Here is a 25,262-nt window from a genome sequence, read left to right on the forward strand (position 1 = left end):
GATGAAGGCCCTCCACGTCATCACCGGCCTCGGGGTCGGCGGCGCCGAGCAGCAACTGCGGCTGCTGCTGCGGCACCTGCCCGTCGACTGCGACGTCGTGACGCTCACCAACCCGGGCGCGGTCGCCGACGGGCTCATCGCCGACGGGGTCCGCGTCACCCATCTCGGGATGGCCGGCAACCGCGACCTGGCCGCCCTGCCCCGCCTGGTCCGCCACATCCGGGCCGGCGGCTACGACCTCGTGCACACCCACCTGTACCGCGCCTGTGTCTACGGCCGGCTCGCCGCGCGGCTCGCGGGCGTCCGCGCGGTCGTCGCCACCGAACACTCCCTCGGCGACTCGCAGATGGAGGGCCGCAGGCTCACCGCCGGGGTCCGCGGTCTCTACCTGGCCAGCGAACGCCTGGGCCGCGCGACGGTCGCCGTCTCCCCCACCATCGCCGCCCGTCTGAAGCGCTGGGGCGTGCCCGCCCCCCGTATCGAGGTCGTCCCGAACGGCATCGACCTGCCCCGCTTCCGCTTCGACGCCCTCCAGCGGCTGCACACCCGCCGCCGCCTCGGCCTGCCCGAGGAGGCGTACGTCATCGGCGGCGTCGGCCGGCTCACGGCGGCCAAACGCTTCGCCACCGTCATCCGGGCGATGGCCCAACTGCCCGACAATTGCTGGCTGTTGCTGGTCGGCGGCGGCCCGGACGAACACCGGTTGCGCCAGGTCGCCCGTGCGGCCGGGGTCGCCGACCGGGTGCTGTTCACCGGCGAACGCCCCTGCGTTCCCGACGGCTCGCCCGGTCCCGACCTGCCGTCCCTCACCTCCGCGATGGACCTGCTCGTCTCCCCGTCGCCCGAGGAGGCCTTCGGGCTGGCGGTCGTCGAGGCGCTGGCGTCCGGGCTCCCCGTGCTCTACAGCTCCTGCCCGGCGATCGAGGACCTGCCCTCGCAGGCGGCCCCCGGCAGCCGCCAGGTCCTGGGCGGCCCCGACGAGTTCGCCCGCGCGATCGCGGCGGCCCGCACCGAGGGCCCGCGCCCGCGCACCGCCCCGGACGCCGCCCACCACTACTGCATCACCCGCAGCGCCGCACAGCTGATGAATGTCTACGCGGCCGCGACCTCGTCGCCCACGTCACCCCAGGGAGCCAGTTCCTCATGACCGAGAACCCCACCGGACCGCGCCGCCCCGCCACGGTCCTCACCCGCGCCAGGACGCTCCCGGCCTGGTCCCTGCTCGCGGCCGGTGCCGTCGCCGGGGGAATGCTGGGCGGGGCGTACAGCCTGGCCCAGGCGCCTACGTACACGGCCACCAGCTATGTCGTCGCCGTCCCCACCGAGAAGTCCGACCCCGCCTCCGCCCTCGGCTTCGCGCAGGCCTACGGCCGGGTCGCGACCCAGCTCGCGGTGCTCGGGGACGCGCAGGTGTGGGCGGGTGTCCCGGTCAGGACGCTGCAGTCGAGCGTGCAGACCGCGACCTCGCCGGACGCCCCGATGGTCGCGATCACGGCGACCTCCTCGCGCCCCGACCTCGCCGCCGACATGGCCAACGCGGTCGCCCGCGCCCTGACCCGGCACGCGGACACCGCCCAGAGCGCCACCAACGTCGAGCTCCAGCAGTTCGCCCGCGCCACCAAGCCCACCGAGCCGTCCTCGGCCCCGCCCGCGGTGACCGGGCTGGTCGGGGCGAGCGCGGGCGGACTGCTCGGTGGCCTGGTGCTGCTGGTGCGGCCGCGACGGGCCGCCGGAGAGCCGGGGCGCCCGGCCCAGGTGCCCGGCCCGGCCGTCGCCGCCGACGCCCACGGCCAGCTGTGACGTACACGACGGAACTCGTCACCGACGACACCGTCTTCGCCGCACTCGCCCCCGACTGGGCACGCCTGTACGGCCGTTCCTCCGCCGCGACCCCGTTCCAGAGCCACGCCTGGCTGCACTCGTGGTGGCTGTCGTACGGCGGTGGCGGGCGGCTGCGTGTCCTGGTGGTCCGGGACGGGGGCGACCTCGTCGCCGCCGCGCCCCTGATGCGCGTACCGCGTCCCGTGCCCTCGCTCGTGCCGCTCGGCGGGGCGATCTCCGACTACGGGGACGTCCTCCTCGACGACGAGCGGGGCGAGGAGCCGGTCGCCGCGCTCACCGAGGCGCTGGCCGCGGCTGCCCGCACCGCACTGGTCGACCTGCGCGAGGTGCGGCCGGGCGGCGCGGCGCAGCGGATCTACGACCACTGGCCCGGGCCGCGGCGCCGGGTCGACGACTCGCTGTGCCTGGAGCTGCCCGCCGTGCCGATGGACGAGCTGGTGGCCCGGCTGCCGTCGGCCAAGGCCCAGCAGCGGGTGCGCGCCAAGCTGCGCAAGCTGACCTCGCTCGGCATCGAACGGCATGTCGTGGAGCCCGACGAGGTCGACAAGGCGCTGCGGCGGCTTCTGGAGCTGCACGAGCTCCAGTGGCAGGGGCGGAAGGTGACGAGCGAGCATCTGCGGCCGCGGTTCCGCGACCACCTGGTGCGCTCGGTCGCTCCGATGGTGCGGTCCGGGGACGCGGTCGTCACCGAGTTCCGGCTGGACGACGACGTGGTGGCCGTCGATCTGACGCTGCTGTCGCGGCGGCTCGCGGGCGGCTATCTGTACGGCGCCCATCCATGTCTGCGTGAGCGCAAGGCGGATGTGGCGGTGATGCTGCTCGACGCGGCCGGCGACCACGCGCGGGGCACGCTGAGTCTGCTGCGCGGCAACGAGCCGTACAAACACCACTGGAAGCCCGAACCTGTGGTCAACCAGCGGCTGCTGATGGCCCGGCGGCGCACCGCCCCGCTGCTGGCGGCGGCACTGTGCGACGTCGCCGCCCGCAGCCGGGGCAAGGAGCTGGTGCGCAGGTGGAGGGAGCGCGGTGGCGGCGGGCCCTGACCGGCCCGCCGCCACCCGGTCCTCACCGGCTGCGCGACCACCAGTCGAAGCGCATGCACAGCTTCCCGCCGATCCAGTACTCCACCCACTCGCCCAGGTCCATCGGCGAACAGTTGGGCGGGTTCGTCGGAGTGGGGTCGGGCGTCGGCTCGGGCGTCGGGTCGGGCGTGGGCTCGGTCGGCACCGGTGTCGGTTCGTCGGTGCGTCCGAAGAGCACGGACCGGTAGATCTCCGACGCCTTGGGGTTGTCGCCGCACTGCCAGACGCCGTGCGGACAGTAGTCCGTGAGCGTGTTGTACAGCGGCTTGTGCTCGTCCATCCACGCGAGCATGCGCCGCATGTACTCGGCGTTGTCTCCGTTGCGGAAGAGTCCCCATTCAGGATAGGAAATTGCCTTGCCGTGGGACTTGGCGAAATCCACGTGCTCCTGAAGCCCGTACGGCTCTTTCACCTGCTGGTCGAATGAGATGCCTTCCGGCTGGTCGTACGAGTCCATGCCGATGATGTCGACGGTGTCGTCACCGGGATAGCACTTCGTCCAGCCGATGGAGTCCTGACCGCGGCTCGGCGTGAAATCGAAGCGGAATTTCTGGCCCGGCACCGAACGCATGGTGGTGACGATCCTGTTCCAGTACTTCTTCCAGGCCTCCGGGTCCGGCCCGCAGCGATGGGTGTACGTGATGCCGTTCATCTCCCAGCCGAGCACGATGACCGTGTCCGGCACCTTCAGCTCGACCAGCCGTTCGGCGAGGCGGCGGAAGTGGTGATCGAAGTCGCCCCGCGCGCCCTGCTGGATCAGCCGCCGGACCTGGTAGTCGGGGACCCGGCCCTCGTTGCGCTCCTGCATGGGGACGTTGAGGACGAACATGCGGTCGTCGCGCTGGTTGCGCCAGTCGGCCCAGGAGTCGAGGAAGTCGGGGGCGCCCTCGATGTTGCTCCAGCGGTCGCCGGGCAGATAGGTGTGGCCGACGCGCAGATCGGCGCCGCCCAGCCAGCGGCTGAGCTCGGAGATACGGTTCACTCCGCGCGGGCCGTAGTCGAGGTAGGCGCCGAAGGCGGGGAGCTCCGGTACGGGCTTCGGCTCGGGCACGGTCACCGGACCGACGGACGGAGTGGCCGCCGGCGGCTGAGCGGACGCGGACGGAACGGCCGGTACCGCGGGCACCGCCGGCGTGGGAGCGGGAGGATCGCCGGCCTGTCCCACCCCCGCTGCGAATCCGGGCCCCGAGGCCAGGGCGGCGGACGCGGCGACCGACGCCGCAATGAACGCCAGCCTTCTGGTCCGGGCCCGTCGCTGCTGTGAGTCCATGCCTGCTCCTTTCTCACTCTCGCGCTAATCCGATAACTGACACTCAGTCACGTGCAGACGAACTCCGCCACCGTGCTTGCGGCTTTCGAGTGGCCCTGTCGCCCGCATGGGTGAAATAACCGAAGGAATTGAGTCCGTGTCGCTGTTCGACACCCGCGTCCCCGCCGTCCTGCTGCGGATCGACCGAAATCCCTTTCACCACGGAACGCTGGGCGCCGTGCGCTCGCTCGGCAGGGCCGGAGTGGAGGTGCATGTGATCGCGGACTCCGCCGGAAGTCCGTTGGCGCGGTCGCGTTTTGTACGTCAGATCCATCCCCCGCCGCCACCGCAGGCGTCCGCCCCCGACATCGCCGTGGCCCTGCGCCGTATCGCCGCCGGGGTCGCGCGCCCGGCGGTGCTGATCCCGATGGACGACGCGAGCGCGGTTGCCGTGGACCGGCTGCGCGAGGAGCTGGCGCCCGCCTATCTGCTGCCCGCGGCGACGGGCCCGCTGGCCGAACGCGTCGCCGACAAGGCGGAACTGGCCGCCCTGTGCGCCGCCGTGGACGTACCGCATCCGCTCACGCTGATCCCGCGGAGCGCGGCCGAGGCCGCGGGCGCCGCCTGGCGGCTTGGCCTTCCGGTGATCGCGAAGTGGAGCCGGCCCTGGTTGCTGCCGACGGAGAGCGGGCTGCGCAGCACGGTGGTGGTGCGGTCCCCGCAGGAGGCGCGGGAGCTGTATCTGCGCTCGGAGGAGGCGGGCAGTCGGCTGCTGCTCCAGGCGTGGCTGCCGCCCGGCCCCGACCGTGACTGGTTCTTCCACGGGTACGTCGACCGCTCGGGTGCCGTGCGCGGCGGGGGCGTCGGGGTCAAACTGCGGGCCTGGCCGCGCGGTGCGGGCCTGACGGCGGTGGGCCGCTGGACACCGGACCCGCGGGTGCAGGAGCTGGCCGAGCGGATCACCGGCGCGCTGGGCTACCGCGGCATCTTCGACCTCGACTTCCGCTGCGACGCCGAGGGCCGCCACCACCTCCTCGACTTCAACCCGCGCCCCGGCGCCCAGTTCCGGCTCTTCAGCGACACCGCGGACCTGGACGTCGTACGCGCGCTGCACCTGGACCTCACGCACCGTCCGCTGCCGGACGGGGTGCCGCGGGCCGGACGGGCGTTCGTGGTGGAGAACTACGCCCCGCTGACCGCGCTGCGTCCGACGCGCGCCGGGCGGGAACGGGCCTGGGGTGCCCGGGACGACCCGGCGCCGGGCTGGGCGATGTGGTGGCTGTGGAGCCGGCATGTGTCCCGCCGCCTGCTGGAGCGGTTGCGCAGGCTGTGCACCCCGGCCGGTGACGGGGCCCGTGTGCGCCTGGTGCGCCAGGCGACCGCCTCTCCGCTGACGACCGGCCTGACCGACGACGAGAAGGCGAGCAGCCGCTGATGTACGACCTGCTGGTGGTGGGCGCGGGACCCTACGGTCTGTCCATCGCGTCCCACGCCGCGGCCGCCGGGCTGAGGGTACGTGTCTTCGGCCGACCCATGGCGTCCTGGCGCGATCACATGCCGCGCGGGATGTTCCTCAAGTCGGAGCCGCGGGCCTCCAGCCTCTCGGACCCGGAGCGCCGCTGGCGCCTCGACGTCTACTGCGAGGGGCAGGGTGTGACGGCCCGTCACGGGGAGCCGATCCCGGTCGAGATGTTCGCCGAGTACGGCCTGTGGTTCGCCCGCAACGCCGTACCGAAGGTCGACGAGCGCACGGTGTCCCGAGTGGTGGCGCTGCGCCCCGGCGGCTTCGAGACGGTCACCGAGGACGGCGAGGTGCTGCCCTCCCGCACGGTCGCGCTGGCCGTGGGCGTGATGCCGTTCGTGGAGATCCCCGCGGCCTTCGAGGGCCTCTCCCCCTCCCTCGTCTCGCACAGCAGCCACCACAGTGACCTCGACCGCTTCCGCGGCAAGGACGTCACGGTGATCGGCGGCGGCCAGGCGGCCCTGGAGACGGCGGCCCTCCTCGCGGAACAGGGCACCCGGGTCCGGGTCCTGGCCCGCGCCGGCGAGCTGTGCTGGAACGATGTGCCGCCGCCGTGGCAGCGCCCCTGGTGGCAGTCGGCCCGCTCCCCGCACAGCGGGCTGGGCTGCGGCTGGCGCAACTGGTTCTACGCCGAGCGCGCCGGTCTCTTCCGCCGGCTCCCGGAGCCGACGCGGGCCCGGATCGCGGCGACGGCACTGGGCCCGGCGGGCGCCTGGTGGGTGCGGGACCGGGTGGAGCCGGCCGTGGAGGTGCTCCTCGCCCACGAGGTGGCGGCGGCCCGGGCGGTGCCGGGCGGGGTACGGCTCGACATGCTGGACCGGGCGGACGGGGCGGGGTCCCTGCGCACCCTGGAGACCGAGCACGTCATCGCGGCCACGGGCTTCAGGCCGTCCGCCGACCGTCTCGGCCTGCTCTCCGAGGACCTGCGCTCGGCCCTGGCCACGGGCCCGGACGGCGCCCCGGAGGCCGGCCGGGACTTCGAGTCCCCGTCGCATCCCGGCCTGTTCCTGGCGGGCCTGGTGACGGCCTCCGCCTTCGGCCCGGCGATGCGTTTCGTGCACGGCGCGACCTACACGGCGGGCGCGCTGGTACGAGGGGTGCGGCGCCGTCTGCACACCGGTCCGCGCGAAGGAATCGTCCCGGCGCCGGGACGGCACGGCACGCCGGAGCGGGTGGGGCGTTGAGGGGCGCGGGTGCCGGACGAAGGTGTCCGGCACCCGGCGCGCCTACTGGTGGGCCCCGGCCTGCCTACGGCCCCGCCGGTACAGCACGGCACCGGCCCCGATCATCGCCGCACTGCCGACGGAAGCGGCCAGCATGGCCTCGTTGCTTCCGGTGTCGGGCAGCTGGGGCGGCGGACCGTGGGGACCGGGGGACGTGCTGTCCGTGCCGGTCGGCGGGGTGGGGGTGGGCGTCTCCTCACCGTGACCGGGCGGCGTCGGCGTCGGAGTGGGCGTCGGCGTCTCCTCACCGTGACCGGGTGGCGACGGGGTCGGAGTGGGCGTCTCCTCGCCGTGGCCCGGTGGCGTCGGCGTCGGCGTGTCGCCGTACCCCGGGGTGTCCCCCGGGCCGCCGGAGCCGCAGTCGTCGCCGTAGGCGGGGTTGAGTCCGCTGATGACATCCGCCGTGTTCCCGCACGCGTTCACCGGCACCTCGACCGGCGCCTGCGTGTTGTTGCCGGACAGCACACCGGGCGAGCCCTCCGCGCGGCCGTGCGTCGCGTGCCCGGAGGGGCCGTGGCTCCCCCCGCCGTAGCCGGACTCGTCACCGTAGCCGGAGTCGTCGCCGTACGAGGCGCCGCCCCTGGGTGAACCCGAGTCGTTCGCACAGGAGTTGCCGAACGCCGGGTTCAACAGGGCGATGACGTCCACGGAGTTGCCGCAGGCGTTGACCGGTACGTCGACCGGGGCCTGGACGTCGTTGCCGGACAGGACGCCGGGCGAGCCCTGGGCGGCGCCGTTCGCGTCCGAGTCGGCAAGGGCGGGGCTGCTGCCGCACAGGGACAGGATGCTCGTCGCGGCGGCGGCCGCGACCATTCCCCTACTCAGGGTCTGTCGCAATCTCGTTGTCTTCCTGCTTGAAGAAGTGGGAAAAGCCGGCCTTGGAAGGCAACAGAGGCTGTTTCCAAGGCCGGCTCACACAGCCGAAAGCGGCTGGGGCGCTACGGCGTCACTTGTTGATGCAGGTGTTGCCGAACGCCGGGTTCAGCAGGGCGATGACGTTGACGGTGTTGCCGCACACGTTGACCGGGATGTGGATGGGAACCTGGACCACGTTGCCGGAGAGGACGCCCGGCGAGTGGACAGCGGCAGCCTCGGCGCCCGCGTCGGCAAAAGCGGGGGCGGCCATGCCCAGGGCCATGATCGCGCCCGCGACGACAGCAGCGGTCTTCTTCATGAGCTTTCCCTTCTCTGCGGTCATGCCCCTATGACGTGACCTGCAGGCTGTAAACGAGGGATAGCCGGACGAAGAAACTACGGAACGTGAGTCGCCTGGTAATTCACTCGAACGCCTTCACAGAATTGACACGAGAAGCCCAATCGAGGAGAAACGCTTCTCCTGAGTGGCGCAAAACGCTCGGACGGCCCGCGCGCATTCGCGGGCCGTCCGAGCGGACTCACAACCGGCGGATCAGCGGTTGCCCGCGCCGTTGCCGGAGAGGGCGGAGATGTCGTCCAGGATGTGCGACAGCGGCTCGTCGCCCTTGGCCTGCGTCGAGTTCTCGGCGCACTGCTGGTTCTGCGGGGCCGACAGGATCGGCACGTCCTGGGCCACGCCGACGGCGGCGATGAGACCGACGATGGCCTGCAGGTTCGCCTTCGCGGGCAGGCCGACGCACAGCTTGTTGGCCGTGCTCTGCACCAGGGTCGCCTGCGGGCTCAGGTCACCCTTGGTGACCGAGTTGCCGAACGCCGAGTGGGCGCCGTTGCCGCTGGCGGACTTGGTGCCGTCGTCGTTCCCGATGGCCATGGCCGGCGACGCCGCACCAACGACGGAAGCGGCGACCGCCGCGGCAGCCATTGCCTTCTTCAGCATTTCTGTTCCTTTCCTGGGTGCATCACCAAGACGCACGCTCCTGCTCCCGCATCAACCAGCTCTGTGTGGTTTGGTTTCGGCACTTCACCCGATCGGGCCGCGCCTCTCCCCGTAATTCACAGAATCGCCGGACTCCGGTATCCACGACTGGCGTCCCATTCAATGGGCCATCGGAGTGAAGGGGAGCAACCAAGCGGCCGCGAGGCAGTTGACCAGAGCGCTCCGGTGGACGGGGTTTCTCCAGAAGGGACTAGCAAGTGATCAAGAAGGTTCTGGCTACCGCCGCGGTCGCCGCCTCCATCGTGGGTGCCGCCTCCCCCGCCATGGCGATCGGCAACGACGACGGCACCAAGTCCGCCAGCGGCAACGGTGCGCACCAGTCGTTCGGCAACTCGGCCACCTACGGCAACATGAGCCCGCAGATGGCGCTCGTCCAGGGCTCGCTCAACAAGCCCTGCATCGGCCTGCCCGCGAAGGCGAACCTGCAGGGCATCCTCGGCCTCGCCGCCGTCGGCGTCCTCCAGGACGTGCCGATCCTGTCGGCCCCGCAGAACCAGCAGTGTGTCGAGAACTCCACCCAGGCCAAGGGCGACGAGCCGCTGTCGCACATCCTGGACGACATCTCGGTCCTGGCCGGCAACGGCACGGGCAACCGCTGAACCACCCTCGGGGACTGAGGTCCCTGAGCCTTGGGGCTGCAATCTGAACCCCCGTCAGCGGGCCGCCGGTTTCTCGGCGGCCCGCTGTTTTAGCGTTCGGCCCGTGACGATGAAGAGAACTCTTTCTTCCCTCGCAGTCCCCGGACTCGTCCTCGCGACGACCGCGACACTCCTCGCCAGTGCCGCACTCCCCGAACGACGGGCGCCCAAGGCCCTGAACATCCTGCTCATGGGCACGGACGGCCGGGACACCATCACCGCCGCCGAGAAGCGCACGTTCCACGCCGGCGGCCACGCCTGCAACTGCACCGACGTCCTGATGCTCGTGCACGTCTCCGCGCGCCGGGACCGCGTCAGCGTGGTGAGCATGCCCCGGGACTCCTACGCGGACATCCCGCCGTACCGCGACGCGGCGAGCGGTGAGGAACGCGCACCGCATCCCTCGAAGATCAACGGCGCCTACAACGAAGGCGGCCCGGCGCTCACCATCAGCACGGTCGAGTCGATGAGCGGAATGCGGATCGACCGGTATCTCCAGGTGGACTTCCGGCGTTTCATCGACGCCGTGAACGACGTCGGCGGCGTCGAGGTGTGCACCTCGCGGACCCTGAAGGACTCGGCCACCAAGCTGAAGCTCAAGCCCGGCAGGCACCGGCTGAAGGGCGGCCCGTCGCTGCAGTACGTCCGCTCCCGGCATGTCGACACCAGCGCCGATCTCGGGCGGATCCAGCGCCAGCACCGGTTCCTGGTGAACGCGCTGCGCGGGCTCCGGGCGGACAACGCGCTCACCGATCCGGTGGGCATGGCGCGCGTGGTGGACACACTGCTCGGCAAGGGGCGGGTCGAGCAGGGCTTCGACGCCAAGGAAATGGTGCAGCTGGCGGCGGCGCTGCAGAAGGTGCCGGCCAAGGCGATCGAGTTCACGACGGTGCCGATCGCCGGCTTCAACGAGACCCGGCCGGACATCGGCTCGACGCTGGCCTGGGACATGGAGCGGGCGGACGCGATGTTCGCCAAGCTGCGCGCGGACCGGCCGCTGCTCAAGGCCGACGCGAACCCCAGCCCCAAGGATCCGCCGGGCCTGAAGGGCTACGGCCCGGTGCGGGGCACCTCGCTGACCTGCAAATGAGCTCGTACGACCGGGGCGCCCGCGCGGTTCGCGAATGCGCTGCGCCAATCGGGGCAAAGAACGCAACCCCGGACGGGGTGCGGCCGTTGACGATCATGCAGCTCCTCACCGGAGTCCGCATTTCGAAAGGGAATGAACATGAAGAAGCTGTGGGCTTCCGCGGCTATCGCCGCCTCCGTCGCCGGTGTCTCGGCTGCGGCCGCCCCCCAGGCTCTTGCCATCGGTGACGGCGACGGCACCCACTCCGCCAGCGGCAACCACGCCTCGCAGGAGTTCGGCAACTCTGCCACGTTCGGCGACATGAGCCCGCAGCTCTCGCTGGTCCAGGGCTCCCTGAACAAGCCCTGTGTCGGCCTGCCGGCGAAGCTGAACCTCCAGGGCCTTGTCGGCGTCGTCGCCGTCGGTGTCCTGCAGGACGTGCCGATCCTGTCGGCCCCGCAGAACCAGCAGTGTGTCGAGAACTCCACCCAGGCCAAGGGCGACGAGCCGCTGTCGCACATCCTGGACGACATCTCCGCCCTCTCCGGCAACGGCCAGGGCAACGGCTGATCCTCGGATCTCCGCCACGGCGGGTCACCGGTTCCCCCGGTGACCCGCCGTTCGGCGTTTCATTTGCGGTAGATCGCCTCGATGTCCTGCGCGTACGCCGACAGCACGGCGTGCCGTTTGACCTTCAGGGACGGCGTGAGCATGCCGTTGTCCTCGGTGAACTCGCCCTCGACCAGCCTGAAGGCGCGGATCGACTCGGCGCGGGAGACGGCCTCGTTGGCGTAGTCCACGGCCTTCTGGACGTCGGCGCGCAGCCTCGGGTCCCGGACGAGTTCGGACAGCGGGGTGTCGGCCGGCATCTTGCGGACCGAAAGCCAGTGGGTGATCGCGTCGGGTTCGAGGGTGATGAGCGCGGCGACGAAGGGGCGGTTGTCGCCGACCACGAGGCACTGGCCGACCGGGGGGCGGCTGCGCAGCCGGTCCTCCAGGACGGCCGGGGAGACGTTCTTGCCGCCCGAGGTGACGATGATGTCCTTCTTGCGGCCGGTGATGGTGAGATAGCCGTCCTCGTCCAGGGAGCCGAGGTCGCCGGTGGCGAACCAGTCGTCGGTGAGTACGGCGTCGGTGGCGGCCGGGTTGTTCCAGTAGGCGCCGAAGACGATGCCGCCCTTGATGAGGACCTCCCCGTCGTCGGCGATGCGGACGGCGGTGCCGGGGACGGGCGGGCCAACCGTGCCGGGGCGGGGTTTCAGGGGCGGGACGATGGTGGCGGCGGCCGTCGTCTCGGTCAGTCCGTAGCCTTCGTAGACGATGATCCCGGCCGCGTAGAAGAACAGGTTGAGGTTGCGGTCGAGCGGGGAGCCGCCGCTGATGGCGTAGCGCATCCGGCCGCCGAGTTCCTTGCGGACCCGGCGGTAGACCAGCAGGTCGTACAGGGCCCAGGCGGCGTAGAGGCCGAGGCCCGGGCCCTTGCCGCGGTCGAGGAACTTGTCCAGGTACTGCTCGCCGAAGCGGACGGCGATGCGGTCGGCGCGGTCGAAGGAGGCGCCGCGGCCGAGCTTCTCGGCGGTGGCACGGCCGGTGTCGTGGATCTTCTCGAAGAGGTACGGCACGCCGACGAGGAAGGTCGGGCGGAACTCCTTGAGTGCCGGGCGGAGTTCGTCGGGCTTGATGCTCGGGCAGTGGCCGATCTCGATGCGGGCCATCAGACAGGCGATCTGGAGGGTGCGGCCGAGGATGTGGGCGAGGGGGAGGAAGAGGAGGGTGGAGGCGACCTGGCGGGTGACCTCCTTGAAGATCGGGTGGAGCAGCTCGACCGTGTTGGCGGCCTCGGCGTGGAGGTTGGCGTGGGTGAGGACGCAGCCCTTGGGTTGTCCGGTGGTGCCGGAGGTGTAGCAGATCGTCGCGACGGTGTCGGGGGTCAGGCCGGTGCGGCGCTTGGTGACCTCCTCGTCGGGGATGTCGGCGCCGAGCGTCCTGAGTTCGGCCAGTGCCTCAGCGTCCAACTGCCAGACGCGTGGCTGCTCTTGGTGGCGGGCCGTGCCCGTCGTCACCGTGGTGGCGTTCTCCGCGGTCTCGGTGACGACGAAGCGGGCGCCGGAGTCCCGGACGATCCACTCCACCTGTTCGGCGGAGGATGTGGCGTAGATCGGGACGGTCTGGCCGCCCGCCGCCCAGATCGCGAAGTCCAGGACCGTCCACTCGTAGCGGGTGCGGGACATCACCGCGACGCGGCCGCCCGGTTCGAGCCCTGCGGCGATCAACCCCTTGGCGACGGCGGTGACTTCGCGGGCGAAGGCGACCGCGGTGACCGGGTGCCAGGTGTCCCCTTGTTTTCGGCGCAGGACCACCGCGTCCGGGGCCTCGCCGGCGTTGGTGAACGGGAGGTCGGCGGTGCTGCCGGCCGGTGCGGGCGGGGCGAGGGGCGCGGTGCGGGCCTCTCGCACCACGCCCCGCTCGTCCCGGGTGATCTCGACCTTGGCGCGGATGGCCAGGTCGGTGCGTTGTTTTGCCCTCTTCAGATCCTTGCGTACGCCCATGACGGCCCCCAGTCGGCTCTGACTGGGGGGTAACTTACTCGCGCGTAAGGAAAGGTCAATCCCCGTGGCGTTTCGCCTGGTCGATGGCTTCGGCGAGCTGCGTCACGTCCTTGTCCTCGGTGCTCCTCGCCAAGTCGTGGGCGTGTTCGCTCAGTTCGCCGAGGGACGGGGTGCCGGGCAGGGGGCTGAACTCGGCGCCGTAGGAGCGCAGGGTGTCGGCGAAGTAGGCGGCGACGGCGGTGACTTGGAGGCGGGAACCCGCTTTCCAGAGGTCGCCGTCGAGGTCTTCGCTCTCCAGTTGGCCTGACTCCTCGTGCGGGGTGCGGGACTCGGGGTCGAGCCAGCGGACGCTCGCGGTGGCGAGGTGGCCGTCGGTGCCGGGCTTGTGGCGCACCGCGTAGAGGGCGGTGACGGTGTGGCCGGGGCCGATCTCGCCGCCGTCGACGCTGTCGTCGCGGAAGTCCTCGTCGTCGACGCGGCGGTTGTCGTAGCCGACGAGACGGAACTCCTTGACCGTCTCGGGGTCGAAGGCGACCTGGGCCTTGGCGTCGCGGGCGGTCAGGTCGATGTTCCGCGGGAGTTGGTCGACGAAGACCTTGCGGGCGTCGCCCTCGTCGGAGACGTAGGCGGTGTGGCCGTCGCCCTTGTCGGCGAGCTGCTCCATCAGCTGGTCGCCGTAGTCGCTGCCGACTCCGACGCCGAAGAGGGTGATGCCGTGCTCGCGGCGTTCGCTCGCGATGCGTTCGAGGATGGTGTCGGCGTCGGTGTCGCCGGTGTTGGCGAGGGCGTCCGAGATGAGGACGACCCGGTTGGTGGCGCCTTCGCGCAGGCCGTCCTCGGCGGTCTCGTAGCCGGTGTCGACGCCGGCGCCGAGGTTGGTGGAGTCGGTGGGCTCCAGGCCCTCGATCGCGTCGTGGACCTCGTCGCGGTTGCCGTCCAGGCGGGTCATCGGCAGGACCCGCTCGGCCTCGTCGCTGAAGGTGACGATGGCGACCGAGTCGTCGTCGCGGAGCTGGTCCGTCATCGTGCCCAGGGAGTCCTTGGCGAGGTCGAGGCGGCCCGGCTCGGCCATGGAGCCGGAGATGTCGATGACGAAGGTCAGGGCGGCCGGCGGGCGTTCCTCGCCGTCCTCGGCGGCGCGGGTGGCGAGGCCGACGCGGACCAGGGACCAGTCGTCCTTGTCGGTGCGGGCGCCGTCGACGGTGACCGTGAAGCCGTTGCCGTCGGGGCGGTCGTAGTCCTGGCGGAAGCTGTTGACGAACTCCTCCGGGCGGACCGTTGAGGGGTCGGGCATGCTGCCCTCGGCGAGGGTGCGGCGGGCGTAGCCGTAGGAGGCGGTGTCGACGTCGAGGGCGAAGGTGGAGAGGTAGTCGGGCTCGGGGGCGACGTCCCGGGAGTCGCTGTCCGAGCTGTCCGGACTGTCCGGGCTGCTTCCCTGTTGCTCCCCCTCCGGCGCGGGTGCGTATCCGCCGCCCTTGTTGCCGCCGTCGTACGACGATCCGTTCGCGCCGTCGCCGCTCGCGCTGCACCCCGTCAGCAGCAGGCCTCCCGCCGCGGTGAGCGCGAGCAGCGCGGCGCGCACGCGTCGTATTCGATACTGCTCCATCTTCCGTGCCCCCTTGGTCCGTTGACGTCGACCTTTGTGACTGTGACGGGCCAGGGGGCCGAAACGTGCGTTACGGAGCGTTGCGGAAGCGTCTCGAAGAGGCCACGGAGCAGGGCCGTTGAGACCGGTAGGTGATCCTCCGGTGACCTAGGACACCACGTCCTTGCGGGCGAAACCGCGGAAGGCCAGCGCGAACAGCACGAGGGCGTACGTTATCGAGACCGCGGTGCCCTGGATCATGCCGGACCACTCGGGAGTGGGCTGGACGGCGTCCGCCCAGGCGAACTGCCAGTGCGCGGGCAGGAAGTGGCGCCAGTCGCCGAGGGCGGTCACCGCGTCCAGGACGTTGCCGACGATGGTCAGGCCGACGGCGCCGCCGACCGCTCCGAGGGGGGCGTCGGTCTTGGTCGAGAGCCAGAACGCGAGCCCCGCGGTGACCAGTTGGGAGACGAAGATGAATCCCACGACGACGACGAGCCGCTGGGCCGCCGTTCCCGGGTCGAGTGAACCTCCCGTGGGCAGCTCCAGCGAGCCCCAGCCGTAGGCCGCCGTGCCGACGGCCAGCGCGACGACGGGCAGCAGGATCATCGCGGCCAGGCTGAGGCCGAGGCCGACGACGAGCTTGGACCACAGGAGGCGGGCCCGGGGCACCGGGGCCGCGAGGAGGTAGCGCAGGGAGGACCAGCCGGCCTCCGAGGCGACCGTGTCCCCGCAGAACAGGGCGACCGGGATGACCAGCAGGAAGCCCGCCGACACGAACAGGTTGACCGCGGCGAAGTTGGCGCCGGACGCGGTCGCCGTGTCCATCAGGGAGACCGTGTTGTTGCGGCCGCCCGGCTCGCCGCCGATGGCGAAGGCGACGAGGAGGACGAAGGGCAGGGCGGCGAGGATGCCGCCCATGACGATCGTGCGGCGGCGCTTGAGCTGGCGGATCAGCTCCACGCGCAGAGGGAGCGTACGGCCCGCTTTGTAGCCGGAGGCCGTCTCGGTCAGCGTGCTCATGCGGCACCTCCGATCAGGGTGAGGAAGGCGTCCTCCAGGCGGCGGTGCGGGCCCACCGACTGGACGGGCACCTCGAGCCGGACGAGTTCGGCGACCAGCCGCTCGGCGCTGCCGTCGGTGTCGAGGCGGATCAGGATGCCCTCGTCGGTGCGGAGCGCCGAGACGATGCCGGGCAGCGCCGCGACCTTCTCGACGATCGGCTCCTCGACGGGCGAGGCCGTGCCGACCAGCAGGGTGTCGCCGGAGCCGATGATCTCGGCGACCGGGCCGGCCTGGACGAGGCGGCCGCGGTCCATGACCACGAGGTGGGTGCAGGTCTGCTCGACCTCCGCCAGCAGGTGGCTGGAGACGATGACCGTGCGGCCGGCCGCCGCGTAGCGGATCATCACCTCGCGCATCTCGCGGATCTGTGGCGGGTCGAGGCCGTTGGTCGGCTCGTCGAGGATGAGCAGGTCCGGCAGGCCGAGCATCGCCTGGGCGATGGCCAGGCGCTGGCGCATGCCCTGCGAGTACGTGCGGACGGCGCGGGCCAGTGCGTCGCCGAGGCCGGCGATCTCCAACGCCTCGTCCAGGTGGGAGTCCTCGGCCGGGCGGCCGGTCGCCCGCCAGTACAGCTCCAGGTTCTCGCGGCCCGAGAGGTGCGGCAGGAAGCCCGCGCCCTCGACGAAGGAGCCGACCCGGGACAGGACCGGGGCGCCGGGGCGGATCGCGTGCCCGAAGACCCGGATCTCGCCGCCGTCCGGCTTGATCAGGCCCATCAGCATGCGCAGGCTGGTCGTCTTGCCGGCGCCGTTGGGGCCGAGGAGGCCCAGCACCTGGCCCTTCTCGACGCGGAAGGAGAGGTCGCGGACGCTGTAACGGTCGCCGCCCGCGTACTTCTTGCTCAAGTCGGTGATCTGGAGCGGGACTTCGGCCAGCTCCGGGTCCGGGGCGGGCATGGCGGTGCGGCGGCGGCCCGTCAGGAGCAGGAGCAGCGCGAGCACGGCGCCCGCGAGCGGCAGCCACCAGACCCAGGAGGGCAGCGGGGCGGCCGCGGTGGAGACGCCGGGGGCCGTCGGGACCTCGAGGTCGCCCTTCAGGGAGACGGTGTACGTCGCCGGGGCGGCCGGGGAGGCGTAGCCGAGGTCCGTGGAGGCGAGGACCAGACGGAGGCGGTGGCCCGCGTCGATCTTGTGGTCGATCGCCGGGAGGGTGAGCGTCACGTCCTTGCCCGACTTGGCGCCCTCGACGCGGACGGGTGAGACCAGCTGGGACGGCAGTACCTGCCGGGTGCCGTTCGGGCTCACGTCGTAGACCTTGGCGAACAGCACGGCGTCGTCGGTCGTGGACTTCACGTGGACGGTGGCCGTCGGGGCGCCGGTGATACGGAGGTCGTCGGTGACCGGCTTCGAGTCGAAGCGGGCGAACTGGCCCGGGAAGTCCAGGGAGACGCCGACGCCCAGCGAGGAGAGCTGGGAGAGGCCGGAGCCGCCGAGGCCGGGGAGGGCGGAGACGGCGGGTGGGTTGGCGCCGGCCGGGTTGGCGAACTCCTGCTCGCGGCCGGTCAGGGCGATGGACTTCCGGCCGCTCTCCAGGCCCGGGTAGGTGTCGTCGCTCGCACCCCGCAGCTGCGCCGCGCCGTCGGTGGAGTCGACACCGCCGGTGCGGGTGACGCGGAAGGCCGGGCCGGTGTCGGTGGTCTTCTCGTCCTTGAGATAGCGGTCGAACCAGGACCGCACCCGGGACTGGACGCGGCTCGTCTCCATGTCGCCGCCGTCATGGCCGCCCGCGATCCAGTCGACGTCCACGGGGGCGCCGTTGGCCTTGATCGCCTTCTCGGCGGCGTCGGCCTGGTCCAGCGGGAAGAGGGAGTCGGTCTGGCCCTGGATGAGCAGGGTCGGGACCTTGATCCGGTCGCCGACCGCGGAGGGCGAGCGTTCCTCCAGCATCTTCTCGGCCGCGGCGTCCGGGGTGCCGGACTCGGCGACGCGCTGGTACATCTCGCAGAGCTGCGGTTCGAACTTGTCGCAGCCGCCGCCGGTGTTGACGAAGATGCCGGCCCAGAGCTTCTTGAAGACGCCGTTCGGGAAGAGGGCGTCCGAGAGGTTCCAGTAGGTGATCGCCGGGGCGATGGCGTCGACGCGGGCGTCGTGCCCTGCGGTGAGGAGGGCGATCGCGCCGCCGTACGAGCCGCCCGCCATGCCCACGCGGGGGTCGCCCTTCTTGTCGAGCTGGACCGTCGGCTGCTCGGCGAGCCAGTCGATCAGCTTCTCGACGTCGGCCACCTCGGCCTGCGGGCCGTTGAGTCCGACCTTGCCGGTCGACTTGCCGAAGCCGCGGGCGGACCAGGTGAGGACCGCGTAGCCGTCCCGGGCGAGGGCCTCGGCCTGCTCGCGTACGTCGTTCTTGCTGCCGCCGAAGCCGTGGCCGAGGAGGACGGCGGGGTGCCTGCCGGCGGTGTCGGGGGTGAAGTACGAGGTGTCTATGCGTACGCCGTTCACCGCCATGACCCGGTCGGCCTGATGCACCGGGGGCGCGTCGTCGTCCGCGACGGCCGTCCATGTACCGGCTCCGGCCAGTACGACGACGGAGGCCGCGGCGGTGATCCACCGTCGCGGCCTCCGGAGGCGTCCTCGCAGTCCGGGGGGTCGAAGATCCATGGTTCAACGGTACGGGGTGAAACTGTCGGATCGTTATCGACCGGGGGTTGAACCGCTGACCTCCCGTGGAGGTACGTCGGCGGGTTCGTGTACCGCGTTCGCTGTATGGCTAAGAGCTCGGTCCGGGCTGTGAGTTGTCGGGTGCCGGTGCGTTGTGGCTGGTCGCGCAGTTCCCCGCGCCCCTCAAGGGGTGCTACTCCTCCGTCGGGATCGAGACCAGCCACCTCGTGTCCTTGCGCGGGCGCAGGTACAGGGCCCAGTAGAGAGTTGCCGCCGCCGTGATGCCGCCCGTCCAGAGCAGGTACGCCGGCTCCTGTTGGCTCAGGATGTACGTCAGTACGACTATGAGCAGCACCGGCACCGCCGGCCACAGGGGCATGCGCCAGGCCGGGGCGTGCTGGTGGGGGCCCTTGCGGGACAGCAGTGCCGCCACCGCCACCAACAGGTACATGGCGGTCACCGAGACGCCCGTGATGCCGTAGAGGGTGTCCAGGTTCACGAAGCAGAGGATCGCGCCGGGGACGCCGACCGCGAGGGTGGCGACCCACGGGGAGCCGAAGCGGCCGAGTCTGGCGAAGACGTGGTTGACCGGGGCGGGCCAGGCCTTGTCGCGGGCCGAGGCGAACAGGACGCGGGAGTTCTGGATGACCATGACGATGCCCGCGTTGATGATCGCGAGGGCCACGCAGAGGCTGACGAAGGTGCCGACGGCGGAGTTGGACCAGCCGGTGACCATCGTGCCGATGTCGCCGCCCGTGAGCGCGGAGAGGTCCTTGGCGCCCATCGTGATCGCGACCACCGGGACCAGGATGACCACGGAGGAGATCGCGAGGGTCGCGAGGACCGTGCGGGCCACGTTGCGGCGCGGGTTCTCCATCTCCTCGGAGAGGTAGACGGCGGTGGAGAAGCCCTGGGTGATGAAGAGGGCGATGGCCAGACCGGAGACGACCAGCATCGCCGTCACGGTGTCCGCGTGGCCGTCCGCGCCCGCCACCTGGAGCGAGACCAGACTGTCCGCGCCCCGCTCGCTGTGTGCGAAGCCCAGGACCGCGACCACGGCCGCCGCGATCACCTCGAGGACCAGGAAGACACCGGTGATCCACGCGTTGGCGCGCAGGTCGAGCAGGCCGGCGAGCGTCGCCAGAAGCATGACGCCGGCGCCTGCCATGGACGGGTCGAGGTGGACGATCGGGGCGAGGTAGTCCGCCGTGCCCATCGCGATCACCGGCGGGACGATCATCACGACCAGGAGGGACAGCACGAAGACGAGCCAGCCCGCCAGCCGGCCCGCCATCGTCGAGACCATCGCGTACTCGCCGCCCGCGCTGGGGATGAGGGTGCCCAGCTCGGAGTAGCAGAACGCCACGGCGATACAGAGGAGGGAGCCGATGGCGATCGTCAGGGCGGTCGCGGTGCCGAGCGAGCCGAACAGGTCCGGGACCACCACGAAGAGCGTGGACGCGGGGGTCACACAGGAGAGGGTCAGGAGGGTGCCGCCGACGACTCCGATGGAGCGCTTGAGCTTCTGGGGACTGTCGGGCGCCTCGGGGAGGCCGGCCTCGGCAGGGCGGAGCGTGTCGGTCATACGGCGGTTCCGATCGACTCGTGCAGCAGATGGCGCTGATGGAACCCCGACGAAAACCATTGCGTCAATGGCTTGCTTGCTACGGAATCAGTAGATCAACTGCCCTGTCACGTTCGTATACGGCAGTCAATCGCTGTCTCCTCCCCGCCCTTGAGAGGTACGGGAACCGCAGCGTCCGCGGTGAAAAAATCCCGTCGCGGGGGTGTCGGTGGGGCCCGCTACAGTCATTTCTCACAGAACTCACATACGAATCACAGCAACGGGTGGGGAACATGAAGCTGAGGCACACCGCTGCCTGGGTGGGGTTCACGGCGGCGGCGCTCTTCGCGACGTCGGCGTGCGGCGCGGAGTCCGTGAAGCAGACGGCCGACGCGATCGACAAGACCGACGCGATCATGGCGGCGCTCACGCGGGCCACCGACCGGACCGAACAGACCGGCTCGGCCGAGATCAAGATGACGACCGACCTGGGTACCGGCACACCGATAGCCATGGACGGCACGTACTCGTGGGGCGACGGCATCGCCTACGACGTCCAGATGGACACCGCGGCCGCGCAGATGCAGACCGTGCAGGACGACCCGACGATCCACTGTCTGCTCGTCGACGGCGTGTACTACTACGACGTCGACCCGCAGGCCTCGGGCCCGCTCAAGGGCAAGGAGTGGATGAAGGTCGACGCCTCCGCCGTCTTCGGCGAGAACGGCGCCGCGGCGATGAACGGGGGCGGCGGTGGCAACCCGACGGCCTCGATGAAGGGTCTCAAGTACGCCGATGACGTCAAGGACCTCGGTTCGGAGACCGTCGACGGGCAGAAGACGACCCACTACCGGGCCGTGATCGACCAGTCGAAGATGGGCAAGTTCAAGGACGCCTACACCGACAAGGACAGCCTGCTGGGCTCGGTGACCGGCGGCGCGGACTCCATCACCATGGAGATCTGGGTGAACGACAAGGACCTGCCCGTCCGTCTGAAGCAGGTGATGGGCAAGGTCACGGCCACCATGAACTTCTCCGAGTTCGGTGCCACGGCCGAGGTCAAGGCTCCGCCGGCCGCGGAGACCGCCGACATGACCCAGGCGCTGAAGGACGCGCAGGGGCAGTAGGTCTTCCCCTGGACATGACTGGGCCCGGGCACCTGGCAGGTGCCCGGGCTCAGTGGTCGCTCAGTGGTTGCGCGGGAAGCCCAGGTCCACGCCCGTCGGGCCGTCGGCCGGGTCGGGCCAGCGGGTGGTGACGACCTTGCCGCGGGTGTAGAAGTGCGTGCCGTCGTTGCCGTAGATGTGGTGGTCGCCGAAGAGCGAGTCCTTCCAGCCGCCGAAGCTGTGGTAGCCGACGGGGACCGGGATCGGGACGTTCACGCCGACCATGCCGGCCTCGACCTCCAGCTGGAAGCGGCGGGCGGCGCCGCCGTCCCGGGTGAAGATCGCGGTGCCGTTGCCGAACGGCGAGGCGTTGATGAGGGCGATGCCCTCGTCGTAGGTGTCGACACGCAGCACGGTCAGCACCGGGCCGAAGATCTCGTCCTGGTACGCCTTCGCCGTGGTCGGCACCTTGTCGAGGAGCGAGATGCCGATCCAGTGACCGTCCTCGAAGCCCTCGACCGTGAAGCCGGAGCCGTCCAGGACGACCTCGCAGCCCTCGGCCGCCGCGCCGGTGACGTAGGACGCCACCTTGTCGCGGTGAACCTTGGTGATGAGCGGGCCCATCTCGGAGGCCGGGTCGTTGCCGGGCCCGATCTTGATCTTCTCGGCGCGCTCGCGGATCTTCTCCACCAGCTCGTCGCCGATCGCGCCGACCGCGACCACGGCCGAGATGGCCATGCAGCGCTCGCCCGCCGAACCGTAGGCCGCGCTCACCGCGGCGTCCGCCGCCGCGTCGAGGTCGGCGTCCGGGAGGACCAGCATGTGGTTCTTGGCACCGCCCAGGGCCTGGACGCGCTTGCCGTTCGCGGAGGCCGTGGTGTGGATGTAGCGGGCGATCGGGGTCGAGCCGACGAAGGAGACGGCCTTGACGTCCGGGTGCTCCAGGAGTCGGTCCACGGCCACCTTGTCGCCGTGCACGACGTTGAAGACACCGTCGGGCAGACCGGCCTCGGCCAGCAGCTCGGCGATCTTCAGGGAGGCCGACGGGTCCTTCTCCGACGGCTTCAGCACGAAGGTGTTGCCGGTCGCGATGGCGATCGGGAACATCCACATCGGGACCATCGCCGGGAAGTTGAACGGCGTGATGCCCGCGACGACACCGAGCGGCTGGCGGATCGAGGCCACGTCCACGCGGCTGGCGACCTCGGTGGACAGCTCGCCCTTCAGCTGCACGGTGATCCCGCACGCCAGGTCCACGATCTCCAGGCCGCGCGCGACCTCGCCCAGCGCGTCGCTGTGCACCTTGCCGTGCTCGGCGGTGATCAGCTCCGCGATCGCGTCCCGGTTCGCCTCGAGGAGCGCCCGGAACCTGAACAGGATGGTCGTCCGCTTGGCCAGCGAGGAGGTGCCCCAGGTCTGGAACGCGTCCTTGGCGGCGGCGACGGCGGAGTCCACCTCCTCCACGGAGGCGAACGCGACCTTGGTGGTGACCGCGCCGGTCGCCGGGTCGGTGACCGGCCCGTAGTTGCCCGACGCGCCTTCGACGGTCTTGCCGCCGATCCAGTGGTTGACGATCTTCGTCATGCCCAGTTGCTCCTTCACAGATGGCGGCGTCGGGTAGAGACGTGCCGGTCGTACAGCTCTCGTGCCTTGACCGCCGACGGTCGGGTCGCGGTCTCGGCCACAGGTACATCCCACCAGGCTTGCGCCGGAGGCGCGCCCGACACTGTGTCTGCCGTTTCGGTCTCGACGTAGACACATGTGGGTGTGTCCGCCGCACGTGCCTGAGCGAGGGCCTCGCGCAGGTCACTCACGGTCTTCGCGCGCAGCACGCGCATGCCCAGGCTGGCCGCGTTGGCGGCCAGATCCACCGGGAGCGGCGCCCCGGTGTAGGTACCGTCCTCGGACCGGTACCGGTAGGCGGTGCCGAACCGCTCACCGCCCACAGACTCGGAGAGCCCGCCGATCGAGGCGTACCCGTGGTTCTGGATGAGCACCATCTTGATCGCGACGCCCTCCTGGACGGCGGTCACGATCTCGGTCGGCATCATCAGGTACGTGCCGTCGCCGACCAGCGCCCAGACGTTGCGCTCGGGGGCGGCCATCTTCACGCCGATCGCGGCCGGGATCTCGTAGCCCATGCAGGAGTAGCCGTACTCCAGGTGGTACTGGTCCCGGGAGCGTGCCCGCCACAGCTTGTGGAGGTCGCCGGGGAGCGAGCCGGCCGCGTTGATGATCACGTCCGACTCGTCGACCAGCGCGTCCAGGGCGCCGAGGACCTGCGGCTGGGTCGGGCGGACATCGGGTTCGTCGGCCTCGTAGGCGGCGTCGACGCGGTACTCCCAGCGGTCCTTGTCGAGCCGGTACTCATCGGCGTACGACTCCGTGACCCGGTGGTCGTGCATCCGCAGGGCCGCGGTCAGCTCGGCCAGGCCGCTGCTCGCGTCCGCGACGAGCGGCTGCCCGGCGAGCTTGTGGCCGTCGAACGGGGCGATGTTGAGGTTGAGGAAGCGCACGCCGTCACCCGAGAACAGGGTGTGGGAGGCCGTCGTGAAGTCGGTGTAGCGGGTGCCGACGCCTATCACCAGGTCGGCCTGGCGGGCGAGTTCGTTGGCGGTCGCGGTGCCGGTGTGGCCGACGCCGCCGACGTCCTGGGGGTGGTCCCAGCGCAGCGAGCCCTTGCCGGCCTGGGTGGAGGCGACAGGGATGCCCGTGGTCTGCGCGAACTCGGCGAGGGCCTCCTCCGCGCGGCTGTGGTGGACGCCGCCGCCCGCGATGATCAGCGGGCGCCGCGCGGACCGGATCGCCGTGACCGCCTCGGCGAGTTCGGTGGGGTCCGCGCCCGGCCGTCGTACGACCCAGGTGCGCTCGGCGAAGAACTCCTCGGGCCAGTCGTAGGCCTCGGCCTGGACGTCCTGCGGGAGCGCGAGGGTCACCGCGCCCGTCTCCACCGGGTCGGTGAGGACGCGCATCGCCTGGAGGGCGGCCGGGATCAGGGCCTCCGGCCGGGTGACGCGGTCGAAGTACCTCGACACCGGGCGCAGGCTGTCGTTGACGCTGATGTCTCCCGCGTGCGGGACTTCCAGCTGCTGGAGGACCGGGTCGGCGACGCGGGTGGCGAAGGTGTCGCCGGGGAGGAGCAGGACCGGGAGGTGGTTGATCGTGGCGAGCGCGGCGCCGGTGACCAGGTTGGTCGCGCCGGGGCCGATCGACGTCGTCACGGCGTGCGTGGACAGGCGGTTGGACTGGCGGGCGTAGCCGATGGCCGCGTGGACCATCGACTGCTCGTTGCGGCCCTGGTGGTACGGCATGTCGTCGCCGTACTCGATGAGCGCCTGGCCGAGCCCGGCCACGTTGCCGTGGCCGAAGATGCCCCAGGTGGCGCCGATCAGCCGCTGCCGTACGCCGTCGCGCTCCGTGTACTGGGCGGCGAGGAAGCGTACGAGTGCCTGCGCGACCGTGAGCCTCGTCGTTGAGGTCATCGGTAACCCTCCGTGTGGTCCGGGTGGAAGCAGATCCGCCACTCCCGCGTCCGGCCCGGTCCCGCCATGACGTTCAGGTAGTACATGTCGTGGTCGGGCTGGGCGATGGACGGGCCGTGCCAGCCGTCGGGGACGAGGACGGCGTCGCCGGAGCGGACCTCCGTGAGGACGTCCGATCCGCCCTCACGGGAGGGAGATACGCGCTGATAGCCGAAACCGTTCGGGCCGTCGATCTCGAAGTAGTAGATCTCCTCCAGCTCCGCTTCCTCGCCGGGCCGGTTCTCGTCGTGCTTGTGGGGCGGGTACGAGGACCAGTTGCCGCCGGGGGTGATGACCTCGACGGCGATGAGCTTGTCGCAGTCGAAGGCGTCGGCGGAGGCGAAGTTGCGGACGTGGCGCAGCCGGTTGCCGCTGCCGCGTTCTTCGGTGGGGACCTCCGGCGCGGGGCCGTAGCGGGCGGGGAGTCGTCGCTCGCACTTCGCTCCTGCCAGGGCGAAGCGGCCTCCCGCGCCGGAGGCGATCGTTGCCCGGGCGTCGCGGGGTACGTACGCGAAGTCGGAGACCGACGCGAACACGCTTTCCCTGCCCAGGAGTTGGAACTCGTTTTCTTCTGTTTGTACGGTACATCCGCCTTCCAGCGGAAGGACGATCCACTCGCTGTCGCCGGTGGTGAAGGTGTGCGTGCCACCCGGCTCCAGCGTGACGATCCGCAGACTGCAGTAGGTCCAGCCGGCCCGCTTGGGGTCGATGTCCACGGTGTACAGGGCGTTGGTCGAGGATCCCTCGGGAACGTACAACTCGATGCTCATGCGGCGG

At 71.0% G+C, this 25,262-nt stretch carries 21 protein-coding genes; 9 read left to right on the plus strand and 12 right to left on the minus strand.

Features of this window, described 5'->3' with window-relative positions:
• The first annotated feature begins 1 nt into the window (after position 1).
• Genes OG381_RS18480 through OG381_RS18490 form a run of 3 tightly spaced genes read left to right on the plus strand, consistent with a single transcriptional unit; the run spans position 2 to position 2,885 of the window.
• Positions 2 to 1,147 carry a glycosyltransferase gene (locus OG381_RS18480; RefSeq protein WP_327717186.1) on the plus strand — a complete coding sequence of 382 codons (1,146 nt, stop codon included), beginning with the start codon at positions 2 to 4 and terminating at the stop codon, positions 1,145 to 1,147.
• On the plus strand, positions 1,144 to 1,800 hold the full coding sequence (locus tag OG381_RS18485; RefSeq protein WP_327717187.1) for a lipopolysaccharide biosynthesis protein: 657 nt from the start codon (positions 1,144 to 1,146) through the stop codon (positions 1,798 to 1,800). The genes OG381_RS18480 and OG381_RS18485 overlap by 4 nt, the downstream gene beginning before the upstream one ends.
• Positions 1,797 to 2,885 carry a GNAT family N-acetyltransferase gene (locus OG381_RS18490; RefSeq protein WP_327717188.1) on the plus strand — a complete coding sequence of 363 codons (1,089 nt, stop codon included), beginning with the start codon at positions 1,797 to 1,799 and terminating at the stop codon, positions 2,883 to 2,885. Before OG381_RS18485 ends, OG381_RS18490 begins: the two co-directional genes overlap by 4 nt.
• A 22-nt stretch (positions 2,886 to 2,907) precedes the next feature.
• Here OG381_RS18490 and OG381_RS18495 read toward each other — a convergent pair whose 3' ends face one another.
• Positions 2,908 to 4,194 (minus strand): glycoside hydrolase family 26 protein, encoded by a 1,287-nt coding sequence (locus tag OG381_RS18495; protein ID WP_327717189.1) that lies wholly within the window; start codon positions 4,192 to 4,194, stop codon positions 2,908 to 2,910.
• A gap of 136 nt (positions 4,195 to 4,330) precedes the next feature.
• Here OG381_RS18495 and OG381_RS18500 point away from each other — a divergent pair, with 136 nt between their 5' ends.
• Positions 4,331 to 5,608, plus strand: a complete 1,278-nt coding sequence (locus OG381_RS18500; protein ID WP_327717190.1) for a carboxylate--amine ligase — start codon at positions 4,331 to 4,333, stop codon at positions 5,606 to 5,608.
• Entirely contained in the window at positions 5,608 to 6,879 is a 1,272-nt protein-coding gene (locus OG381_RS18505) for an NAD(P)-binding domain-containing protein (RefSeq protein WP_327717191.1), read from the plus strand. The genes OG381_RS18500 and OG381_RS18505 overlap by 1 nt, the downstream gene beginning before the upstream one ends.
• Before the next feature lie 42 nt (positions 6,880 to 6,921).
• On the opposite strand, the gene OG381_RS18510 is transcribed toward OG381_RS18505, so the two are convergent.
• From OG381_RS18510 to OG381_RS18520, 3 genes are all read right to left on the minus strand, one after another.
• Positions 6,922 to 7,731, minus strand: a complete 810-nt coding sequence (locus OG381_RS18510; RefSeq protein ID WP_327717192.1) for a chaplin — start codon at positions 7,729 to 7,731, stop codon at positions 6,922 to 6,924.
• 133 nt (positions 7,732 to 7,864) lie between these two features.
• A complete protein-coding gene (locus OG381_RS18515) occupies positions 7,865 to 8,092 on the minus strand; it encodes a chaplin (protein ID WP_327722496.1) in 228 nt (75 codons plus the stop codon).
• A gap of 234 nt (positions 8,093 to 8,326) precedes the next feature.
• Positions 8,327 to 8,731 carry a rodlin gene (locus OG381_RS18520; RefSeq protein ID WP_327717193.1) on the minus strand — a complete coding sequence of 135 codons (405 nt, stop codon included), beginning with the start codon at positions 8,729 to 8,731 and terminating at the stop codon, positions 8,327 to 8,329.
• A gap of 257 nt (positions 8,732 to 8,988) precedes the next feature.
• On the opposite strand from OG381_RS18520, the gene OG381_RS18525 reads away from it, so the two are divergent.
• The 3 genes from OG381_RS18525 to OG381_RS18535 all read left to right on the plus strand — a co-directional run bounded on the left by OG381_RS18525 (position 8,989) and on the right by OG381_RS18535 (position 11,068).
• Positions 8,989 to 9,390 carry a rodlin gene (locus OG381_RS18525; RefSeq protein ID WP_327717194.1) on the plus strand — a complete coding sequence of 134 codons (402 nt, stop codon included), beginning with the start codon at positions 8,989 to 8,991 and terminating at the stop codon, positions 9,388 to 9,390.
• Positions 9,391 to 9,499: 109 nt separating this feature from the next.
• Complete coding sequence (locus OG381_RS18530; RefSeq protein ID WP_327722497.1) at positions 9,500 to 10,519, plus strand: LCP family protein; 1,020 nt, start codon at positions 9,500 to 9,502, stop codon at positions 10,517 to 10,519.
• Positions 10,520 to 10,657: 138 nt separating this feature from the next.
• Positions 10,658 to 11,068, plus strand: a complete 411-nt coding sequence (locus OG381_RS18535; protein ID WP_327717195.1) for a rodlin — start codon at positions 10,658 to 10,660, stop codon at positions 11,066 to 11,068.
• Between the two features lie 59 nt (positions 11,069 to 11,127).
• On the opposite strand, the gene OG381_RS18540 is transcribed toward OG381_RS18535, so the two are convergent.
• From OG381_RS18540 to OG381_RS18560, 5 genes are all read right to left on the minus strand, one after another.
• Positions 11,128 to 13,047 carry an AMP-dependent synthetase/ligase gene (locus OG381_RS18540; RefSeq protein WP_327717196.1) on the minus strand — a complete coding sequence of 640 codons (1,920 nt, stop codon included), beginning with the start codon at positions 13,045 to 13,047 and terminating at the stop codon, positions 11,128 to 11,130.
• Between the two features lie 55 nt (positions 13,048 to 13,102).
• The gene (locus OG381_RS18545) at positions 13,103 to 14,653 is read right to left on the minus strand and encodes a vWA domain-containing protein (RefSeq protein WP_327717197.1); all 1,551 of its coding nucleotides are present in this window, start codon (positions 14,651 to 14,653) and stop codon (positions 13,103 to 13,105) included.
• Positions 14,654 to 14,800: 147 nt separating this feature from the next.
• Positions 14,801 to 15,655, minus strand: coding sequence for an ABC transporter permease (locus OG381_RS18550; RefSeq protein ID WP_327717198.1), 855 nt, complete (start codon positions 15,653 to 15,655; stop codon positions 14,801 to 14,803).
• Positions 15,652 to 18,294, minus strand: coding sequence for a CocE/NonD family hydrolase (locus OG381_RS18555; protein ID WP_327717199.1), 2,643 nt, complete (start codon positions 18,292 to 18,294; stop codon positions 15,652 to 15,654). The genes OG381_RS18550 and OG381_RS18555 overlap by 4 nt, the downstream gene beginning before the upstream one ends.
• 193 nt (positions 18,295 to 18,487) lie before the next feature.
• Entirely contained in the window at positions 18,488 to 19,879 is a 1,392-nt protein-coding gene (locus OG381_RS18560; protein ID WP_327717200.1) for an APC family permease, read from the minus strand.
• 272 nt (positions 19,880 to 20,151) lie between these two features.
• Between OG381_RS18560 and OG381_RS18565 the strand changes: the two genes are divergently transcribed.
• Positions 20,152 to 20,985, plus strand: coding sequence for a hypothetical protein (locus OG381_RS18565; RefSeq protein ID WP_327717201.1), 834 nt, complete (start codon positions 20,152 to 20,154; stop codon positions 20,983 to 20,985).
• Between the two features lie 60 nt (positions 20,986 to 21,045).
• Here OG381_RS18565 and mmsA read toward each other — a convergent pair whose 3' ends face one another.
• From mmsA to iolB, 3 genes are read right to left on the minus strand one after another with little or no spacing between them, the layout of a single operon-like run.
• Positions 21,046 to 22,548 carry a CoA-acylating methylmalonate-semialdehyde dehydrogenase gene (gene mmsA / locus OG381_RS18570; RefSeq protein WP_327717202.1) on the minus strand — a complete coding sequence of 501 codons (1,503 nt, stop codon included), beginning with the start codon at positions 22,546 to 22,548 and terminating at the stop codon, positions 21,046 to 21,048.
• Between the two features lie 14 nt (positions 22,549 to 22,562).
• A complete protein-coding gene (iolD, locus tag OG381_RS18575) occupies positions 22,563 to 24,446 on the minus strand; it encodes a 3D-(3,5/4)-trihydroxycyclohexane-1,2-dione acylhydrolase (decyclizing) (RefSeq protein ID WP_327717203.1) in 1,884 nt (627 codons plus the stop codon).
• Positions 24,443 to 25,255: a 5-deoxy-glucuronate isomerase gene (gene iolB, locus OG381_RS18580; protein WP_327717204.1), complete on the minus strand. Its 813-nt coding sequence runs from the start codon at positions 25,253 to 25,255 to the stop codon at positions 24,443 to 24,445. The genes iolD and iolB overlap by 4 nt, the downstream gene beginning before the upstream one ends.
• Positions 25,256 to 25,262: the final 7 nt, after the last annotated feature.

The organism is Streptomyces sp. NBC_00490 (assembly GCF_036013645.1).
Taxonomy (GTDB): domain Bacteria; phylum Actinomycetota; class Actinomycetes; order Streptomycetales; family Streptomycetaceae; genus Streptomyces; species Streptomyces canus_F.